This window comes from Streptomyces sp. NPDC050738 (assembly GCF_040654175.1).
Taxonomy (GTDB): domain Bacteria; phylum Actinomycetota; class Actinomycetes; order Streptomycetales; family Streptomycetaceae; genus Streptomyces.
Genome location: NZ_JBFAHN010000015.1, coordinates 69,191 through 87,969, shown reverse-complemented (window position 1 = coordinate 87,969; position 18,779 = coordinate 69,191). Strand labels below are relative to the sequence as shown.

Below are 18,779 nucleotides of genomic sequence, written 5' to 3'. Positions count from 1 at the left end.
CACCACGTGTTACGAAGAGACATGCACGCACCCTCGCCCGCACCCGCACATGACGCGTACGACGCCGTGATCGTCGGCGGCGGCCACAACGGCCTCGTCGCCGCCGCCTACCTGGCCCGCGCAGGACGCTCCGTCCTCGTCCTGGAACGCCTCGGCCACACCGGCGGAGCCGCCGTCTCGACCCGGCCCTTCGCCGGAGTCGACGCCCGCCTCTCCCGCTACTCCTACCTCGTCAGCCTCCTGCCGCAGAAGATCGTGCACGAGCTCGGCCTGGACTTCGCGGTACGGGAGCGCACCATCTCCTCGTACACACCGACCGTGCGCGGCGGCCGCCCCACCGGGCTGCTCGTCGGCGGGGGAGAGCAACGCACCCGTGCCTCGTTCGAGGCCCTCACCGGAAGCGACCGCGAGTACGCGTCCTGGCAGCGGTTCTACGCGACGATGCGCCATGTCGCCGAGCGGGTCTTCCCCACCCTCACCGGCCCCCTCCCCACCCGGGCCGCCCTCCGCGAGCGCATCGGGGACGACGACGCCTGGCGGATGCTCTTCGAGGAGCCCGTCGGAGTTGCCGTGGAACGCGAGTTCGCCGACGACCTGGTCCGCGGAGTGGTCCTCACGGACGCCCTGATCGGCACCTTCGCCGACGCCCACGACCCCACGCTCGCCCAGAACCGCTGCTTCCTCTACCACGTCATCGGCAACAGCACCGGCGACTGGAACGTGCCCGTCGGCGGCATGGGCGCTCTCACCGACGCCCTCGCGAAGGCCGCGCGCGACGCGGGCGCGGAGATCGTCACGGGACACGAGGCCACCCGTATCGAGACCGACGGCACGCGAGCCGAGGTCACCTTCCGTGACGACAGCTCCGCATCGACCGTCGCCGCCCGCCACGTCCTGGTGAACGCCTCACCCGAAGCGCTCGCCGCGCTCCTCGGCGAGCAGCCGCCCGTCCCCGCCGAGGGCGCCCAGCTGAAGGTCAACATGCTGCTGCGCAGGCTGCCCCGGCTCCGTGACCACGGCGTCGACCCACGCGAGGCCTTCGCCGGGACCTTCCATATCGCCGAGGGCTACGGGCAGTTGGGTACCGCGTACGCGGAAGCCGCTGCGGGGAAGCTCCCCGGCGCGCCGCCCTCCGAGATCTACTGCCACTCCCTGACCGACCCCTCGATCCTGGGTCCCGAACTCGCCGCCCAGGGCTACCAGACCCTCACCCTCTTCGGTCTCCACACCCCCGCCAGGCTCTTCGCCGCGAACAACGACGCCGCCCGCGACGAGCTCCTGAAATCCACCCTCGCCCAGCTCGACGCCCACCTGGACGAGCCCATCGCCGACTGTCTGGCCCTGGACGAGGACGGCCGCCCGTGCATCGAGGCGAAGACGCCCCTCAATCTGGAACGCGATCTGCGGCTGCCCGGCGGAAACATCTTCCATCGGGAACTGGCCTTCCCGTACGCGGACGAGACGACCGGCCGCTGGGGCGTGGAGACCGAGCACGCGAGCGTCCTGCTCTGCGGCGCGGGCGCGGTCAGGGGCGGCGGAGTCAGCGGCATCCCGGGACACAACGCGGCCATGGCCGTACTGGAGGCAGGGACCCGCTGAGCTTCAGCGCCGCGGGACCTTGTACCGCGTGTCCTTCCACCCTGTCCGCAGCTCGCCGGTGTCGACGATCGCGTCGCGCGGCACCAGGCGCCGCGCCTCCGGATACGTCCGGAGGCGCGGCAATCGTCCTGCAGGCGCTGCACAGCCGTTTCGCGGTCGCTTTCACGCAGCAGCGACAGTGGATCTTCCGGCGGAGAGGTCACCGATTCACTCTGGTGGCGGGCCGAAGACGCTCCGCAGCGCGGCCAGTTTGCGCCGCAGGTCGTACTCCGCGCCGCCCTCATGACCGTTGTACGGAAAGATCTCGATCTCTGCCGGGCCCGCATAGCGGTGGTAGGCGGCGAACACCGTCGAGGACGGACAGATCTTGTCCATCAGACCCACCGAGAACCAGCCGGGACAGCTCGCACGGGCCGCGAAGTTGACCCCGTCGAAGTACGACAGGGTCTCCATCGCCTGCTCCACGGAGAAGCGGTGGCCCGAGAGCCACCGGGCGATCTCCGCGTACGGACCGGAGTCGGTGATCTGCGAGGCGCGCCGGTAGTGGCAGAGGAACGGCACATCGGCGACCGCCGCCACCACGTCGTCCCGCAGTCCGGCGACGGCCAGCGTCAGCCCGCCGCCCTGGCTGCCGCCGAGCACCGCCACGCGTGCGGGATCCACCTCCGGGTGGGCCTTCGCCGCGTCGACGGCACGCACCGCGTCGGTGATGAGCCGCCGGTAGTAATGGCGGTAGGGGTCCTCGATGCCGCTGGTGAGGAATCCGGGGGAGGAGGAGCCGTGGCCCTCGGGTGCGATGTCGGGGGTGTCCGCGGTGTTCTTGCCGCCACCGCCCTGGCCGCGGTTGTCCATCACCAGATGCGCGTAGCCCAGGGCACTCCAGGTCAGCCAGGAGTACGGGATGCCCCGACCGCCGTTGTAGCCGATGTACTGGACGATGGCCGGCAGCGGACCGGTGCGGCCGCGCGGCAGCAGCAGCCAGGCCTTCACCGGCTGCCCGCCCCACCCCCGGAACGTCACGTCGAGGACGTCTACGGTCGCCAACCCGCTCTCGTACGGCACGAATTCGGCATCCAGCGGATGGCGCGAAGTCTCGGTGAGGGTCTTTTCCCAGAAGGCGTCGAAGTCCGCGGGCTCCTCTGGCTGCGGCCGGTAGTCGCGCAGCCGCTCCAGTGGCATGTCGAACAGCAAGGTCAGCTCCTTGTCAGGGTCAGGGTGAGGGTCGTGCCGCGCAGGCCGGCCGTGTCCGCGGTGATGCGGATGCCGCCGGGGGTGGGCTCGGTCCGTACGCCCGAATCGGCCGAGGCGACCTTGAGGCCGCGCAGCGCCAGGTCGAGGACGACCTGTGCGCGCAGCTGCGTCGGGTCGGAGAGCGCGACGGTCACCGTCCTGCCCTGCGGCCGTACGAGGACGGAGGCCGGGCCGTCGGCCGCCAACTCGCCGGCCCGGCCCGCCGCCCAGAAGTTCGCGGCGAGCAGCCCGTCGGCGCACCGGCGCACCGCGTGCACCGAGGTTGTCGTGGCGATCGCGCGCACCGGAGGTGAGGCGGAGAGCTGCTGCGTGCGCGCCGCGGAGGCCATCGGCGCTTGGAGCCAGAAGTACCCCGCGTCGGTGGGTGTCGCCCCGTGGTCGTGCCAGAGCGTCAGGTACGGGCGGGTGACGGGGGTGTCCGTGCCGTACTTGAGGTTGATCTCCCGCCAGGTCGCGGTGCGTTCCTCGCGCAGCGTCCGGACGTGGGCCGCCTGCGGGAAGACGTAACCGCCGGTGCCCTCCAGGTGCAGCCAGCGCACGGCATCGAGATCCACGGGACCCGGGACGGTCGAGGCGGGGGAGCCGTTGACGAGGAGGGCCGCGGCCGGGTCGCGCAACTTGCGGTTCTCCACGACCGTCTCGACGGTGCCCGCGTCCACCGTGATCCCCGAGCCCGCGCAGGCGATCACGTCGTCCAGACAGAACCAGCTCTTGAGCGCCCGCAGCGAACTCCCGTACGCCCGCAGCTCCATGCCGTACGCACCGAGCGTCGTCCCGGGCAGCGCGGTGCCGCCCGCCCAGTCCGCGGTGGACGTGGTGCGCTGCCCTGCGGCGTCGGCCGGCCGCCCGGCGACCACGGTGGTGCCGGGGAGGCGGGTGGGGTCCACGGTCGGCCAGTAGTCCTCGCTGTAGTGGCCGAGGTCGTCGGTGTAGAGCAGCACCATGCCGTCGGAGAGGTGCCAGGCGTGGAGGTTCTCGTTCTGGATCGACTCGTAGTTGTAGATGCGCGTCGAGTATGCGGAGATGCCGAGCGCGAAGCCGGGGCGGTGGTGCGCGGCCTTGTCCATCAGCGGGTGCTGCTTGTGGGCGACCAGCGGGCCGCGCGCGGGGACGGGGCCGGCGAGCACCTGCTGTGCGGCCACCAGCGAGGCGAGGTCGGTGGCGGCGAGGAAGTCGCGGTAGGTGTCCTCGGTGATCCACTGCTTGACCAGTGCGGTGAAGCGGTCGGCGGTCTCGCCGGGGAAGCCGGGGATCAGCCGCAGCACCGCCTCGATGACCGTCTGCGCGGAGACATGGCCCTGCTTGCTGGGGCGGGCGATCTCGCGTCCGCACACCGAGGCCATCACGTCGCCGCGCACGATCAGCGGGTCGAAGCCGTCGTCCACCCAGCGGCGGACGTTGTCGAGGTCCGGGTCGGTGACCGTCCACTCCGACGAGGCCAGGAGGTTCAGGAGGCGGGAGAGGTTGTTGAGGAGTTCCTTGCCGTAGCCGCCGTTGTAGGGGTGCTTGTAGTGCTGGAGGAAGGAGCCGTCGGAGTAGAAGCCCTCGCCGGTGCCGTCGGCGCCGCCCGTACGGTCGTTGAAGGCCAGCACGCTGTTGGCGCCGCCGCCCTCGACATCCGAGAGCGCGTCGCGGACCCGGGTGAGGGCTGCGCCGTCGTTGCTCAGGACGGCGTTGACGGCGACGACCGTGGAGATCCACACCCGGTTGGCGCCTGTGGCGATCTGGCGGTCCGCACGCCACAGGTTCGGGTCGGGGGTGTAGGAGTGCACGGCGCCGGTGATGCGGGTCAGGCGCTCTGTGCCCAGGACGTCGTACAGCAGGACCGCGGCGTCGTTGAGGGCGAGCGCCGAGCCGATCTCCCAGTCCCAGTCGTTGTCGAACCGAGTCATGCCGGGCCCGTAGCGGTGCGCCAGCATCCAGTCCAGCGAGGCGAGCAGCAGCTGCGCGGTGGCGGCGTCCCCGTACTGCGGGGTGCCGGGCACGGCCCAGGCGGTGGCGATCGTGGCGATGCGCTTGAAGGAGGTGGTGACGTGGTTGGAGAGGGTGGTGCTCGCCAGGTCGGGCCACAGTCCGTCGGTGCGCGTGGGGTCGAGGCCCTTCGCCGTGGTGGCCGCCGTCCTGCCGATCCGGTCCACGGCGGCCGCGATCCGCGGGTTGCCGAGGTCGAGGCCGGGGCCGCCGGTGAGGAGGGTGTGCCAGCGGGTGCGTAGGGCCGCGGCATCCGCGACGGCGGGCTCTGCGGCGGTGGCCGGTGCCGAGGGCAGAGCAAGTGCTGTTCCCAGGGCGGCAGTTGCGGCGAGGACGGTGCGTCTGGTGGTGCCTGATGTCATGATCCGGGCCTCACAGAAGGTGTCGGCGGTTCACGGCCGCGGCAAGTGCGGTGTGTCCGGCGGGATTGGGGTGCAGATGGTCGCCGCTGTCGTACGCGGGCAGCATCCGCGAGGGGCGTACGGGATCCCGTAGCGCCGTGTCGAAGTCTGCGATGCGGTCGAAGATCTTCCCGGCCCGCAGCTCGGCGTTGACCTTCTCGCGTACGGCTTCGAGGTCGGGCGTCCAGCGCACCCATCCCTCGAAGGGGGTGATGGTGGCGCCGACCGCCCGCAGCCCCGCGTCGTGCGCGCGGACCACCAGCTGGCGGAAGCCGGCGATGAGCCGCTGCGGATCGGTCTGACTCGGCGGCTGCTGAAGGTCGTTGATGCCGAGGTGGACCAGGACGGTGCGCAGCCCGGGGAGCGCCAGGACGTCGCGGTCGAAGCGCGCCTGACCGCCGGGACCGAACCGGGCGTCGTCCAGGAGCAGCCGGTTGCCACTGATCCCGAGATTGGCGACGGCGCCGCCGGGCAGCCTGCGGGCCAGTTGGTCCGGCCAGCGGAGGTTGGCGTCATCGGGTGTGCCGACGCCCTCGGCGATGGAGTCTCCGAGCACGGCGACCGACGGGCCGTGGGCGTCCGAGACGTCCACCCCGGTGAGCAGGAACACCGAGGTGGTGCGGACGCCGTCGATCCAGTGGCTCGCATGGGTGTTGCGGTGGAATGACAACGGGCCGGTGGGGCCGGGGAGTTGGGTGACGACCGTGAGGTCAGCGCCGTCCTGCGCGCGCAGTCCCGCGACCGGGTCGCTGGTGAGCGAGGCGCCTGCGGCCAGCCAGGCCTGCGGCTCGCCGCCGAAGGTCACGGGGTGGCCGTCCGCGGTGACGGGGCCGATCAGTACGGGCTGCGTACCGAAGGCGTGACCGTACCTGAGCCGGACCCGGCCGCCGGCCGACAGACGCACCGTGGCCCGGAAGGTGGCGTCGGTGAGTCCTGCGGAAGCGAGGGGGTCGGCCGCGGTCGGTGCGGTCTGGGCCGTGGACCAGGACGCGGTCCACGGGGCGGGGTGGCGCGTGGCCGCGTGTGCGTCGGCCGGAGCTGCGGCCACGGCCACGATTCCCGCCGCCGCACCCAGCAGGCCTCTTCGGGTGGGCGCGCTCACTGGGGGCACGGCCCGGTCGGGTCGTACTCGGCGCCGTAGGTGCCCACCGAGTCGCCGCCGGTGTTGCCGCTCATGGTGTTGGTGCACACCGGGCCCTGCGGGGTGCGCATGAACTTGATGCCGCCGCCCGCGTTCCCGGTGATGGTGTTGCCGTAGATCCCCGTGTTGATGCCGTCGGTCGCGGTGTCGCCGCCGAGTCGGATGCCGGAGCCGAGGTTGTCGTGGACGGTGTTGTACCGGAAGATGTTGCCGCTTCCGCGTGCGTCGAGCCCGGCCGAGCTGGGGTCGCGCTGGGCGCTGCAGTCGTTGTACTCGACGTAGTTGGACGTCGAGTTCTCCTTGATGTCGACGCACTCGTTTCCGTGCGTGGCAATGGTGTTGTGGTGGATACGGTTGCCGTGGCTGATGTCGGGTGCCGCGTCCGGTGCCCCGTTGGCACCCTGCTGCTCGGGTGCCGTACCGAGGTAGATGCCCTCGCCGTTCTTGCCTCCGCCGCCGAAACGGAAGTCGGCGACGCCGCAGTCGCTGATGGTGTTGCCCGACACCTCGGCGCTGGAGACGAGATAGCGGAGGCGTACGCATTCGTCCGCGGCGTTCTTGAGCGTCATGTCGGTGATCCGGAGTCCGCCGACACCATTGCCGGGAGTCGTGCTCATGACATAGATGAGCTTGAGGCGATAGCCCGCGACACTCGACGAGGAGCCGAACAGCCCGTCGACGGTGAACCCCTCCAGCACGGTCTTGTCGTGCTGCACCTGGATGATCCGGGAGTCCCCTGCCCCCTTGACCACGGCGTTCGCAGGGCCGGTGAGCGTCACTTCAGGGCGCCGGGTCACGACATCCTGGAGGTACGTGCCCGACGCCAGATGCACCACCGATCCGGAGGGCGCCAGGTCGAGCGCGTGCTGGATCGTGGCGAGCGGACTGCCGGACGACGTACCGGAGTTGGCGTCGCTGCCCGACGGGCTGACGTAGTACGCGCTTGCCGCCGCGACAGCGGGGGCAGGCAGGGCGAGGGGCGCTCCCGCGGCCAGTGCGGCCAGCAGGGCGGCGGTCAGTGAACGGCTCATACGGTGTTCCTCCTGGGATCGGCGAACGACAGAGCGAGCAGTACGGGAACGCTCGGGCCGAGCAGCAGCGGCCCGAGCGGCACGACGGCGGAGAGCAGGACGGCCGAGACGACCGCGCCCAGCAGCGCGGTCCCCCGGGCGGGCGAACCGAAGCCGAGAGCGAGCGCGCCGCGCGTCCACGCGGCGACCGAACCGTTCGGCGCGTGCCCCGCCTGAGCGGCGAGCGCGACATGGTGGATGACCAGCGCGGCGGCGATCCCCGCCTGAGCGGCCAGCGCGACGAAGGCGATCGGGTGCGAACTGCCCAGCAGATACGCGATGTTGGCGATGAGCACCGCGGCGGCGGCCGTGGACAGCAGGCTGTGCTTCCACAGCGCCCGCCAATAGCGGGGGAAGGCCTCGAAGACCCCGGCGAAACACCGGCTGTCGCCCTCGGTGCGCCACCGCTGCAGCGCGCAGGCCATGGCCGCGAGCGCCGGCAGCCAGGTCACCACACCCAGGGCCAGTACGGTGAACGCGGCCCCGGCCGCCGCCGGGTACGCGAGGAACTCAAGACGCCGCATCAGCGCGAACGACCGCATGTCAGCCGACCTTTCCTGTGTACGGTTCCCGGACGTCCAGGACCAGTTGCCCCTGCACCTCCACCCGCCGGGCGCCCACCACGGCGATCGCGTCGCCGTCGATCAGTACGGCCGCCGCGTCTGCGGTGACATCGGCGGTGCGGATACGCCGCAGCACGGGGGAGAGGAGCACGGTCTCGGCGCCGAAGGTGAGACCGAAGCCCTCCTCGCACGCCACCTCCTGCGCGACGGTCGCCTGGCCCGGCTCGATCGCCGTGAGGAACACGGCAGTTGGTGTCGGCGGCGTCGTCGTGCGCAGGGTGTGCAGCGTCCGGGTGATCCGCAGTTCCGGGGTGCTGGACGTGGGGTTCGCCTCGACCGTCACCGCGGCGGATTCCGTACGGGCGCCTGCCGGGGCGAAGCGGCGTACGAAAGCGCCGGCCGCACCTGAACGGATCCGGTGGAGGTCCTCGGCGGTCCGTTCCGTCGGCGCGTCGGTCTGCAGCAGGAACGACCACTCCCGTGCGACGTCCGCCTCGGCGACGTCCAGGAGTACCAGGCGGCCCGACGGCGTGAACACCAGTGTCCGGTCGAGGCGTTGGACGCCGAGCGCGGGATCGTACATCGCGGCGATCTCCGCCGTCGCGTGCGCCCAGCCGCCGTCGGCGAGCACATCGCGCTGGCGGGCCTGACGCTCGTACGGGATGTCCCGGTACACGTGGTACCGGTCCTCGTCGGCGTATCCCTGGCCGTCCACGAGCAGCAGATTGTGATGGGCGGCCCGCTTGCGGTTGCTGTACCCCTCGTCGACCGCGAGATGCGCGCCCTGCGAGAGAAGGACGAAGGAACCCGAATCGGGGTGGTGGTGACCGGTGTTGAGCGTCTCCCAGCCCAGTTCCGCCCGGTGCTTGGCCGAGGTCTCCCACGCCTTGTGCCCGCCGCCGGGGCTCGCCTTGAAGGACACCAGGGTGGCCTGCTCGTCCCATCCCGTCCGCGAGGTGAGCAGCCCGAGATCGGGGAAGTACGCCTGCGTGCGCGACGGTGCGACGGGGGTCACCGCCGGGTCGTACCAGAGGTGCTCCAGATACGCCTCGGGAAGGATCCCGGGCCGCACCCCGCTCAACTCCGCTTCCCCTGCCAGCAGTTCACCGCCCACCAGATCGCCGAGCCACTGTGCCTCGCCGATGCCGTACCGGGACGCCAGCCGGTAGTAGAGGGCGGCGCTGTGTCCGCTGTGCCGGTCGTGGCAGTCCCCGTGGTCCACGATGCGGGCGAACCCGGGCGCCGACTGGTGGAGCCGGTAGTCGAACGTGCGGGCCATGAAGCCGCCGCGCTCCCACCAGTCGATGCCCTCCGCCTCCTGGAGCAGATCGAGATGCATCGCCAGCCAGGGCACCCCGTACCGCCAGTAGACGACGCCTTCGGCATGCGAACCGTCCTCGGGCAGCGCGTCCAGCACTCGCCCGAGATTGTCCTTGGCGCGCTCCGTCCACTCCTCGCGTCCCAGCACATAGCCGGCGGTGGCCAGGCCCGCGTAGCAGATCCAGTTGTGGTTCTGCCAGTACGAGGAGGACCACCAGCGGCCCTCGGAGGCGACGGCGAATTCGTACAACCTCCGCCCCTGGAGCAGGAGTTTGTAGCGCACCAGCGCCCTGACCTCCTCCGGCAGGGCGTCGCCCAGCCAGTGGAAGGCGAGCGAGATGCCGTGCAGCAGCCAGCCCGCGTCCAGGTCGTGGTCGGGCATATGGGCGCTGCCCCAGTGCGGCAGCCGCACCGCGGCCTCCAGCCAGCGCCGGCTCTCCGCGAGATGGGCGGGGTCGCCGGTGATCCGGTACGCGAGTGCCGGGTTGGCGGCGGCCGGACCCAGCCAGGTGATGCTGGCCTGCGGGTGGACGGAGGGCGGGGTGAGGGCCAGATTACGGACGGCCTCGTGCAGGAGCCGCTGCTCCTGGGCGGACCGGGGGCCTGCGGGCGGCGTCGCGGAGAGCAGCATGTCAGGCCTCCGCCCGGTGCGCGGCCGTGGTGCCGTCGGCCAGCTCGACCGTCAACTCGACGACCTGGCCGTCCTGTTCGGTGAGCGAGACGCCCACGACGGCGGGGCCCGCGTCACCGGACTGGTAGACCGATGCGAACGTCACGCGCTCGGACCGCGCGGTGAAGTCCACCCAGCTGCGGGTGCGCCCGGGGTCGTCGGCGGGTCCCGGCCCGGGTCGCGTGAAGGGGCGTACCGCAGTCGTGGCCGTGTGCAGGCCGTGGAGGTTCTCCGTGCCGTACCAGGTGGTGCGCACGGCCCCGTCCGCCGTGATCTGGACGTCGAGGGCTGTGCCGGGGCGCAGTTGGGCGGTGACGGTACGGGGCTCGGGCGCGGTGACGGTGAGCAGGTCCACGAGGTAGCAGGACCCCGCCTCGACGCGGCGGACCGCGCGCACCCCCGGGTAGGCGGAGGTCACCTCGGCCGTCACCGATGCGGAGTCCGCCGCGAGCAGCCGGCCGGCGCACTCCGCCTGCTCCACGCCGTCCACCCGGAATGCGGGATGCGCGGCGGTCGAGGCGTACAGCTCGCGGAACTCGGCGTGCGCATAAGGGACTTGGCCGTAGTCCGGCTGCCACGGGGTGCGTGCCCCGTAGAGATAGAGCGCCAGCTTGTCGCGGTGCCCGTGCGATCCGCCGTGCGGACCGAAGTCCAGGAGTGCCTGTACGCCACCTGCGCGGAGCACGGCATACCCCGTGTCGGAGAAGACGACGGCCGCCTCCGCTGCGGGCAGCTCGGCCAGCGGAGCTCCAGCGAACCAGCCGCCCAGTTCGCGGTCCAGCCCGTCGTCGGCGGCGCCGAGCTCCTCGCGGGCCTGCCCGGCCACCGCATCCAGCCGGGGCGCGGGAGTGAACTGATCTGCAAGCGCCGCGAGTTCGAGCCACTCCAGCGCCAGCGGTGCGCGCAGATACGGCCCGTCGTGCAGCGCGGGCAGCAGTCCGCCGTCCGTCGCGATCGACGCCAGCGCCCCGGTCATGCCCGCCAGTACGGCGCTCACATCGGCCGGGACCGACGCCGGTTCCGTACCGCGCAGGGCCAGCAGCGCGGCCCGCAGCACGAAGCCGTGGTAGTACGTGGAGCCTTCCCACTCCCAGCCGTCACCGGCGACGGCTGCCCGCAGATGCGCGTACAGCCCGCCCTCGCCGTCCCGCCACTGCTTGGCCCCCTCCCAGGGCGCCTTGCGCACCGCCGCCGAGGCCCGGCTCGCCGCCGTGCCCGCGGCGTTCAGCCACGCCGTGTAGTTGGAGGCCAGGTCGCCGCGGCCCACGAGGACCTCGCGGGCGTCCAGCGCCGCCTGCTCCAGGTCGTCGAGGAGCGGCAGCACCGCGGCCAGACCCTCCGTGTCGCGCTCGGCCAGCGTCCACACCGCATGAGCGATGTTCACCGCCCAGATGGCATCGGTCAGCGCCTGGTGGAAGAGGCAGCCGCGCAGCATCCACGACTGGGCCTCGTCGTGCCGTGCGCCCGCCAACTCCGCGTACAGGGAGGCGTATTCGACCAGCCGGGCGAGCGCCTGCGCGCTCTCGCCCCGGTGGGCGAGGACCCGGATGTGCCGGGCCCAGGCCTGGTGGGAGAGCACCAGCCAGGCGCCGCGCACCGCCTCGGTGTCGACCCGGCAGCCGTACGCACAGCGTGCGCCGTCCTCGGGGAAGACCCCGCTGAGCGGATCGCCGTGGTCGAGTTCGCCCCCATGGGCCGGGCACACGTACGCATGCCACCAGCCGCCCCGCTCGCGCGGGATCGTCCTCAACGCGGCCACACGCCACCGTCGATGTCCACGGTGGTCCCGTTGAGGAAGCCGGAGGCGGGCGAGGCCAGGTGGACGACCGCTGACGCGACGTCCTCGGGGGTGCCGGCGCGGCCCACCGGGATGCCCGCAGCCATCGCCGCCTGCGCCTCGGGGGCGGTGAACGTGTCGTGGAAGGCGGTGCCTCCGATGAAGCCGGGCGCCACCGCGTTCACGGTGATTCCTGCCCCGCCGACCTCCTTCGCGAGCCCCTTGGTGAAGCCGCGGACCCCGGCCTTGGCGGCCGCGTAGGCGACCGACCCGGGGCCGCCGCCGTTGTGGGCGGCCAGCGAGGCCATGGTGATGATGCGGCCGGCCTCGGAGGTACGGAGGTGGGGGAGCGCGGCGCGGCAGGTGCGGAAGGTGGAGGTGAGATTGACGTCGACGACCCGGCCGAAGTGGTCGTCGGACATCTCCTCGACCGTGGCACGCCCGATGAGGTGCCCCGCGTTGCAGACCAGGATGTCGAGCCCGCCCAGGAATCCGGTCGCCTCGTCGACCAGTCGGTCCACCTCGCCGGTCACGGTGACATCGGCGCGGAACGCCTTGGCGCGCCGCCCCAGGGTCTCGATCGCGGAGACCGTCTCCCCGGCCTGCTCGGCGGAGCTGTTGAAGTGCACGGCGACATCGGCTCCGGCCGCGGCGAGCGCGATCGCGATGGCCCGCCCTATGCCGTGGGCCGCGCCCGTCACCAGTGCACGGGAACCGTTGAGATCAGCAGACATGAAAGTCAAAGCCCTTTCAGGGGTGGTTACTTGAGACCTGCGGTGGCGAAGCCCTGCACGAAGTAGCGCTGGCCGATGAGGAAGAGGACGACCATCGGGAGGGTGGCGAGCGTGGTGCCCGCCATCAGGTAGTGCCACTGCGTGCCGTTCTCCGTCTTGAAGACGGAGAGCCCGACCTGGATCACGCGGAGGCTGTCGGTGTGCGTGACGAGGAGCGGCCACAGGAAGTTGTTCCATGAGGCCTCGAAGGTCAGCAGGGCGACGGTGGTCAGCGCCGGCTTCACCTGGGGCGTCATGATCTGTGCGTAGATACGGAACTCGCCGAGCCCGTCGAGGCGGGCGGCCTCCTCCAGCTCGACCGGGAGGTCCAGGTAGAACTGGCGGAAGAGGAAGACGGCGAAGGGGGTCACCGCGCCGGGGACGATCAGCGCCCACCAGGTGTCGAGCCAGCCGCTGCCGCCCTGCCCCAGCCAGTCGTTGCCGCCGGCCAGTGGCATGAAGCGGACGATCAGGAACTCGGGGAGCACCTTGGTGTAGGTGGGGATCATCAGTGCCGCGACGAAGCAGTAGAAGATGAGGTCGCTGCCACGGAACTTGATGCGCGCCAGTGCGTATCCCGCCATCGACGCCACGACGACGTTGATCAGCGTGTGGCTGAGCGCGATGATGAAACTGTTGCGGGCGTACGTGGCGAACGGTGCGGCCTTGAAGGCCTCGACGTAATTGCCGAACTCCCAGTGGGAGGGCAGCAGTCCGGAGTTCGTGGAGGCGATCTCGGCCGGGGTCTTCAGTGAGGTGAGGACCATCCAGACGAACGGCACCACCATCAGCAGCGAGACCACGGTCAGCACCGCATAGAGCGCGAGCCGGCCCCAGTTGAAGGGCTTGCGTACGCCCTTGACCAGCTCGCCCTTGCTCAGCTCAGCTGTGGCCACGGGTGCCTCCCATGATCCGCCGGTTGACCAGGGTGAAGACCAGCAGCAGCGCGAAGAGCACCAGAGACTGGGCGCAGGCGTAGCCGACGCGGAACTCCCGGAAGGCGGACTTGTAGATCTCGAACGTCATCATCGTGGTGCTGTTCGCCGGACCTCCGTCGGTGAGGACGTAGATCTGGTCGAAGGACTGGAAGGCGTTGATCATCGAGGTGATCAGGACGAAGAACGTCGCGGGCTTGAGCAGCGGCAGGGTGATGGAGAAGAACTGCCGCACCCGCGAGGCGCCGTCCACGGAGGCGGCCTCGTACAGCTCCTTGGGCAGGGACTGCAGCGCGGCGAGATAGATGAGCATCTTCATGCCGATGCCCTGCCAGATGCCGACCAGGATCACCGAGGGCATCGACCAGGACGTGGAGAGCAGCCAGGCGGGGCCATGGATCCCGAAGATGCTCAGGACGGTGTTGAAGAGTCCGTTGCCCGGGTTGTAGATCCACAGCCAGACCAGGGCGATCGCCACGGTGGCCGTGACCTGCGGCAGGAAGACCGCGGTGCGGAAGATGCCGCGCGCCTTGAGCCCGGTGTGCAGGGCCATGGCGAGGAGCAGGCCCAGCAGCATGCCGAAGGGCACGGTGAAGAAGGTGTAGACGACGGTGTTCCAGATGGACTTGCGGAAGATCGCGTCGTCGAACATCTCCCGGAAGTTGTCGAAGCCGACGAACTGCGGGGCGCTGAGCACGTCGTACTTGGTGAAGGCGAGCGCGAACGTGGCGACGACCGGCAGCCCGATCCAGAGCGCGGCGTGCAGCAGGGCGGGTGCCACCATGAGCCAGCCGGCCCGGCGGCGCCTGCGTCCGGGGCCGCCGGCCCGCGGTGTCCGGCGCGGGGGCGCGGCGTCAGGGGTGGAGGGCGGCGCGAGCGGCCGCGATTTCAGTGCGGATATGGTTCCCACGGTGAGCGGCCCTCACATCCGCGCGATGGCGGCCTCGGCGAGCTTGCCGAGGTTGGCGATGGCGTCCGCCGCGGACTGACCGCCCACGATCGCGGGCTCCAGCGTGGGCTTGATCTTCTCCCGGATCTCCATCCAGGCCGGAGTGCCGCCCTCGGAGCGGGCATTGCCCAGGTTCTTGAGGGAGAGATCGACGAACTGGTTCTCCTTGGTGTACGCGGCTCCCGCCGACCCGAGGTCGGTCAGGCCAGGTACCGAGCCGCGCTGTGCGGCCGCACCGAGGATGGCCTCGGGGCCGGCCAGGTACTCGACGAGCGCACGGGCCGCGGCGGGGTGCTTGCTCCGCGCGGCCTGGGTGACCAGGGTGCCGCCCTGGAGCATGGCGGGTTTGCGGTTGGCCAGGATGAAGGCGCCCATCTTGTCGCTCTTGAGCAACTCCGGGTTTTCTTCCTTCAGTTGCTGCCACAGGGCGCTGGTCGACATCATCATCGACGTCTTGCCGGTCTGGATGTTCGTGGGTGCCCCGAGCTCGGTCTTCTTCGCGTAGTCGGCGCTGCCGTCGGACTGCAGGTCCTTGAAGAACTGCAGTGCCTCGACCCCGCGCGCATCGCTGAAGAGCACCTTCTTGCCGTCCTCGCTGAACAGCGAGCCGCCGTTGGCGAAGAGGAAGGTCTCCCAGCACTGTCGCAGGTCGATGGAGAACGGGTCGAAGCCGACCCTGCCCTTCGTGGTCAACTGCTTCGCCATGGCCCGCAGTTCCGACCAGTTCGCGGGCGTCTTCTTGATGCCCGCCTCGGCGAAGTGGTCCTTGCGGTACACGACGATCCGGGTGTCCAGGACGACCGGGAGCGCGTAGAGCTTCCCGCCGAACCGTGACGGCTCGAGGACCCGCTTCTCGTAGGCGTGCGCGGTGGCCAGGGACTCCGGCAGCTCGGCTATCGCCTTCTTGGCGGCGAACGGGGGGATCCAGCCGACGCCCATCATCATCACGTCGGGCAGCAGACCGCCCGCCATCGCCGTGGTGATCTTCTCGTTGAGCTGGGCGTACGTCGTGTAGTCGACGCTCACCTTGACGTCCGGATACTTCTTCCGGAAGCCGCCGAGGATGTCCTGCTCCAGCAGCTTCTTGCCGCTCGCCTTCTCGAAGATCGGCGTGAGCAGTGTGATCTCGCCCTTCGCGGGACCGTCCGCCGAGCCGCCGCCGGCCGAAGCGCTGGAGCCACAGCCGGTGAGAGTCGCGGCGGCACCCGCGCCGAGGGCGGCGAGGACGGATCGTCTGTTGAGTTCCATGGGACACCCCTTGGGGATGGTGGAGTGGTGGATCGATCCAGCGGTGAAGTCCCGGCCATGGATGGGAAGTGCTGGTAAATCGATGCACTGAAGCTAGGTGAGCGTGGGAACAGGCGTCAACAGCTGATGCACAAGAATTTTTCGGGGAAGTTAACTGGTGTACGGGTAGAGCAAGTTCAGTAAATCGGTACACTGATCGGCGTACGAGCAGTTCGAACCGGAGGTGGCATGAGCGGGGCAACGATCCATCAGGTCGCGGAGGCCGCAGGGGTTTCCGCGAGCACCGTCTCCAACGTCCTCAACGGGCGCGTCGAGCGGATGCAGCCGGCCACGCTCGCCCGTGTGGAACAGGCGATAGAGACCCTCAGCTACCGGCCCAACCGGGCCGCCCGGATGCTGCGCACCGGCAGGATCCAGGTCATCGGCCTCATCGTTCCGTCCGTCGCCAACCCCTTCTGGGGCGCCCTGGCACGGGAGTTGGAGGCCATCGCGCTGGCCGAGGGCTATCACGTACTGCTCTGCAACAGCGAGCGCGATCCGGCCAGGGAGCTGAAGTACGGGGAGGAGCTTCTCGCCGACGGCGTCAGCGGCGTGGTGCTCTGCTCGTCACTGCCCTCGCTCGACCATGTCGCGCCGCTGCTCAAGCGGGGGCTGAAGATGGTCGCCTTCGACCGGACCGCCCAGGCCGGCGACCCGGCCTCGCTCGCCAGCATCAGTGTGGACAACGCGATGGGCGCGGAGCTCGCGACCCGTCATCTCCTCGAACTCGGCCACCGAAGACTGGCGTTCGTCTCCGGATCGGTGAACAGCGTCAACCGCAGGGAACGGCTGCGCGGCTTCCGTGCGGCACTGGAGGAGGCCGGCATCGACCCGGCCGAGGGCGTCGTCTGGCCCGGCGCGTCGACCAGTGAGTTCGGCGACAAGGAGTCGGCGGAGCTCGGCCGCAGCGCGGCGCGCGAGCTGCTCTCCGCACCCGAGCCGCCCACCGGATTCGTCGCCATCAACGACATGTGCGCCATCGGGATCTGCCGTGGCGTCAGGGATGCGGGCCTCGTGGCCGGCCGGGACGTCTCGGTGGTGGGCTTCGACGACATCCTGCTGGCCGACCTGTTCGAGCCCCCGCTGACCACGGTGCGTCAGCCGCTGCCGGAGATGGCGGCCGAGACCTTCCAGCAGTTGAGGTCGCGTATCGAATCGGCGCCCGCGGCCGGACGTTCCCTGCTCATCCGGCCGCGGCTGGTCGTGCGCGCCTCGACGGCACCTCTGCAACTGCCGGGCTGAGGGCTCAGTCTGCCGACGGCGCCCAGCCCGATGCGTCGATCCGGGCGGCGTCCGCCGGCCGGGATTCGTCGAAGACGGTACGGCGCCCGTCCGTGACCCGGATCTCGTCGACGTACGCGCCGCGCCCGACGTACAGCTGATCGGTGGTGTACCGCCAGCGCAGCAGGACCTCCTTGCCGCGCCACGCCGCCAGATCCGCGTCGAGCCGGTGCCAGACGCGCCCTGACCAGCCGGTCGCGGAACCTGCCGGGTGCTCCTGTGGATCCTGGCTCTTGGCCGTGGTGGTGAAGGGTGCGGGCTGCCAGCTCGTCCCGCCGTCCGCTGACGCCTCCAGGAACAGGACGTCGGAAGCGGGCTCGGTGTCCCACCACAGCGAACACGACAGCCGGGACCGTTCCGCGGCCAAGGTCAGCGCGGGCAGCGTGAGCGTGGCCGTCGTCGCGCTCGCCATCCCGGAGAACCAGGCCGTGCGTCCATGGTCGGGCCGTACCGGAACGGCGCGTGCCAGGTCGTTGGCCGCGGCCACCCGCGGAGCGCTTCCCGAGCGCCAGGTGCGCACCGGGTGGACCGAGTTGCCCAGGACGATCAGGAAGGTGTCGGTCGTCGGGTCGAGCACCAGGCTGGTGCCGGTGAATCCGGTGTGGCCCGCCGTGTGCGGGGTGGCCATCGCCCCCATGTACCAGTGCTGGTAGAGCTCGAAGCCCAGACCGTGCTCGTCGCCGGGGAAGGCGGTGTTGAAGTCGGTGAAGAGCAGTTCCACCGAGGCGCGGCTCAGGATCCTGGCCCGGCCGTACGCCCCGCCGTTGAGCAGGGTGCGGGCCAGCACCGCCAGATCCCAGGCGCAGGAGAAGACGCCCGCGTGGCCGGCGACGCCGCCGAATCCATAGGCGTTCTCGTCGTGCACCTCGCCCCACACCAGCCCGCGCTCCAGGCCCGACCAGGGCAGCCGGGTGTCCTCGGTGGCGGCGATCTTCGGCTTCCACGAGGCGGGCGGGTTGTAGCGCGTGCGGTGCATCCCGAGCGGAGCAGTGATCTCGTCGTGGAGCAGGACATGCAGAGTGCGACCGGTGATCTTCTCCAGGACCAGCTGCAGCGAGATGAGATTGAGGTCGGAGTAGAGGTACTTGGTCCCCGGCGGGTTCAGCAGCGGCTGATTCCACAGCAGTTGGAGCTGCGCCTCCCGTGTCGTCCCCTTGTACAGCGGGATCCAGGACACGAACCCCGACGTGTGCGTGAGCAGTTGCCGTACCGTCACGTCCTGCTTGCCGGCTCCCGCGAACTCCGGAAGGTACGAGGCCACCTTCGCCTCCAGCTCCAGCGCGCCCCGCTCGATCTGCTGCACCGCGAGCAGCGAGGTGAAGAGCTTGGACACCGACGCCAGGTCGTAGACCGTGTCCCGCTCCGCCGCGATCTGCTGGTCGGCCGGGAACTCGACCCCGGTGTCGGTCTTCTCGTCGTACGCCGAGTAGCGCACCGCCATGCCGATCGGCTGGTGCAGCGCCACGGTCGCACCCCGCCCGGCCAGCAGCACCGCGCCCGCGTACCAGGGGTGCTTGGGGGAGGGCGCGAGATAGCGTTCCGCGTCGGCCACGAGTCGACCGAGGTGCTCGGGCAGCAGCCCGGCCTGCTCGGCACTCCCGCGGTGCAGCGTCGCATTGCCGCCCGTACCGGAGCGCGCCGCCGCCGGACCCGCCGGGAGCGAGGTGAAAGCGACCGCCCCGCCGAGCGCCAGCAAGGTCCCGCCGAGTGTGCGCCGGCTGATACCTCTGCCCGCCGCGTCGTCCTCACCCATGAGCCACGCCTCCCGCTGAAAGTTACTTCCCGCCGCAT

General features: G+C 70.6%; 14 protein-coding genes. 2 read left to right on the top strand and 12 right to left on the bottom strand.

Annotated features, from left to right (window positions below; all coding sequences use genetic code 11):
* Positions 1–21 precede the first annotated feature (21 nt).
* Positions 22–1,599, top strand: a complete 1,578-nt coding sequence (locus AB0H78_RS30450) for an NAD(P)/FAD-dependent oxidoreductase (protein ID WP_363237880.1) — start codon at positions 22–24, stop codon at positions 1,597–1,599.
* Positions 1,600–1,806: 207 nt separating this feature from the next.
* Here the strand turns inward: AB0H78_RS30450 and AB0H78_RS30445 are convergent, their stop codons facing one another.
* The 11 genes from AB0H78_RS30445 to AB0H78_RS30395 are packed head-to-tail and all read right to left on the bottom strand — an operon-like array spanning position 1,807 to position 15,668.
* Positions 1,807–2,790: an acetylxylan esterase gene (locus AB0H78_RS30445; RefSeq protein ID WP_363237879.1), complete on the bottom strand. Its 984-nt coding sequence runs from the start codon at positions 2,788–2,790 to the stop codon at positions 1,807–1,809.
* 2 nt (positions 2,791–2,792) lie between these two features.
* On the bottom strand, positions 2,793–5,183 hold the full coding sequence (locus AB0H78_RS30440) for a polysaccharide lyase 8 family protein (RefSeq protein ID WP_363237878.1): 2,391 nt from the start codon (positions 5,181–5,183) through the stop codon (positions 2,793–2,795).
* Positions 5,184–5,193: 10 nt separating this feature from the next.
* On the bottom strand, positions 5,194–6,324 hold the full coding sequence (locus AB0H78_RS30435; protein WP_363237877.1) for an SGNH/GDSL hydrolase family protein: 1,131 nt from the start codon (positions 6,322–6,324) through the stop codon (positions 5,194–5,196).
* Positions 6,321–7,394, bottom strand: coding sequence for a right-handed parallel beta-helix repeat-containing protein (locus tag AB0H78_RS30430; RefSeq protein ID WP_363237876.1), 1,074 nt, complete (start codon positions 7,392–7,394; stop codon positions 6,321–6,323). The genes AB0H78_RS30435 and AB0H78_RS30430 overlap by 4 nt, the downstream gene beginning before the upstream one ends.
* Entirely contained in the window at positions 7,391–7,975 is a 585-nt protein-coding gene (locus AB0H78_RS30425; RefSeq protein WP_363237875.1) for a DUF624 domain-containing protein, read from the bottom strand. The genes AB0H78_RS30430 and AB0H78_RS30425 overlap by 4 nt, the downstream gene beginning before the upstream one ends.
* A gap of 1 nt (position 7,976) precedes the next feature.
* Complete coding sequence (locus AB0H78_RS30420; RefSeq protein ID WP_363237874.1) at positions 7,977–9,947, bottom strand: hypothetical protein; 1,971 nt, start codon at positions 9,945–9,947, stop codon at positions 7,977–7,979.
* A 1-nt stretch (position 9,948) separates the two neighbouring features.
* Positions 9,949–11,745, bottom strand: a complete 1,797-nt coding sequence (locus tag AB0H78_RS30415; protein ID WP_363237873.1) for a heparinase II/III family protein — start codon at positions 11,743–11,745, stop codon at positions 9,949–9,951.
* The gene (fabG, locus tag AB0H78_RS30410; RefSeq protein WP_363237872.1) at positions 11,733–12,497 is read right to left on the bottom strand and encodes a 3-oxoacyl-ACP reductase FabG; all 765 of its coding nucleotides are present in this window, start codon (positions 12,495–12,497) and stop codon (positions 11,733–11,735) included. The genes AB0H78_RS30415 and fabG overlap by 13 nt, the downstream gene beginning before the upstream one ends.
* A 26-nt stretch (positions 12,498–12,523) precedes the next feature.
* Positions 12,524–13,432 (bottom strand): carbohydrate ABC transporter permease, encoded by a 909-nt coding sequence (locus AB0H78_RS30405; protein ID WP_363237871.1) that lies wholly within the window; start codon positions 13,430–13,432, stop codon positions 12,524–12,526.
* Positions 13,419–14,381: a sugar ABC transporter permease gene (locus AB0H78_RS30400; RefSeq protein ID WP_363237870.1), complete on the bottom strand. Its 963-nt coding sequence runs from the start codon at positions 14,379–14,381 to the stop codon at positions 13,419–13,421. Before AB0H78_RS30400 ends, AB0H78_RS30405 begins: the two co-directional genes overlap by 14 nt.
* A 12-nt stretch (positions 14,382–14,393) precedes the next feature.
* Positions 14,394–15,668 carry an ABC transporter substrate-binding protein gene (locus tag AB0H78_RS30395; protein ID WP_363237869.1) on the bottom strand — a complete coding sequence of 425 codons (1,275 nt, stop codon included), beginning with the start codon at positions 15,666–15,668 and terminating at the stop codon, positions 14,394–14,396.
* A 228-nt stretch (positions 15,669–15,896) separates the two neighbouring features.
* Between AB0H78_RS30395 and AB0H78_RS30390 the strand changes: the two genes are divergently transcribed.
* Positions 15,897–16,949 (top strand): LacI family DNA-binding transcriptional regulator, encoded by a 1,053-nt coding sequence (locus AB0H78_RS30390; protein ID WP_363237868.1) that lies wholly within the window; start codon positions 15,897–15,899, stop codon positions 16,947–16,949.
* A gap of 4 nt (positions 16,950–16,953) precedes the next feature.
* Here the strand turns inward: AB0H78_RS30390 and AB0H78_RS30385 are convergent, their stop codons facing one another.
* Entirely contained in the window at positions 16,954–18,741 is a 1,788-nt protein-coding gene (locus tag AB0H78_RS30385) for a serine hydrolase (protein WP_363237867.1), read from the bottom strand.
* Positions 18,742–18,779: the final 38 nt, after the last annotated feature.

What these genes read in the sequence shown, in the direction of transcription:
- AB0H78_RS30450 (WP_363237880.1), top strand. Translation starts at nt 22, where the DNA reads ATGCACGCACCCTCGCCCGCACCCGCACATGACGCGTACGACGCCGTG.
- AB0H78_RS30440 (WP_363237878.1), bottom strand. Translation starts at nt 5,183, where the DNA reads ATGACATCAGGCACCACCAGACGCACCGTCCTCGCCGCAACTGCCGCC.
- AB0H78_RS30430 (WP_363237876.1), bottom strand. Translation starts at nt 7,394, where the DNA reads ATGAGCCGTTCACTGACCGCCGCCCTGCTGGCCGCACTGGCCGCGGGA.
- AB0H78_RS30425 (WP_363237875.1), bottom strand. Translation starts at nt 7,975, where the DNA reads ATGCGGTCGTTCGCGCTGATGCGGCGTCTTGAGTTCCTCGCGTACCCG.
- AB0H78_RS30420 (WP_363237874.1), bottom strand. Translation starts at nt 9,947, where the DNA reads ATGCTGCTCTCCGCGACGCCGCCCGCAGGCCCCCGGTCCGCCCAGGAG.
- fabG (WP_363237872.1), bottom strand. Translation starts at nt 12,497, where the DNA reads ATGTCTGCTGATCTCAACGGTTCCCGTGCACTGGTGACGGGCGCGGCC.
- AB0H78_RS30395 (WP_363237869.1), bottom strand. Translation starts at nt 15,668, where the DNA reads ATGGAACTCAACAGACGATCCGTCCTCGCCGCCCTCGGCGCGGGTGCC.
- AB0H78_RS30390 (WP_363237868.1), top strand. Translation starts at nt 15,897, where the DNA reads ATGAGCGGGGCAACGATCCATCAGGTCGCGGAGGCCGCAGGGGTTTCC.
- AB0H78_RS30385 (WP_363237867.1), bottom strand. Translation starts at nt 18,741, where the DNA reads ATGGGTGAGGACGACGCGGCGGGCAGAGGTATCAGCCGGCGCACACTC.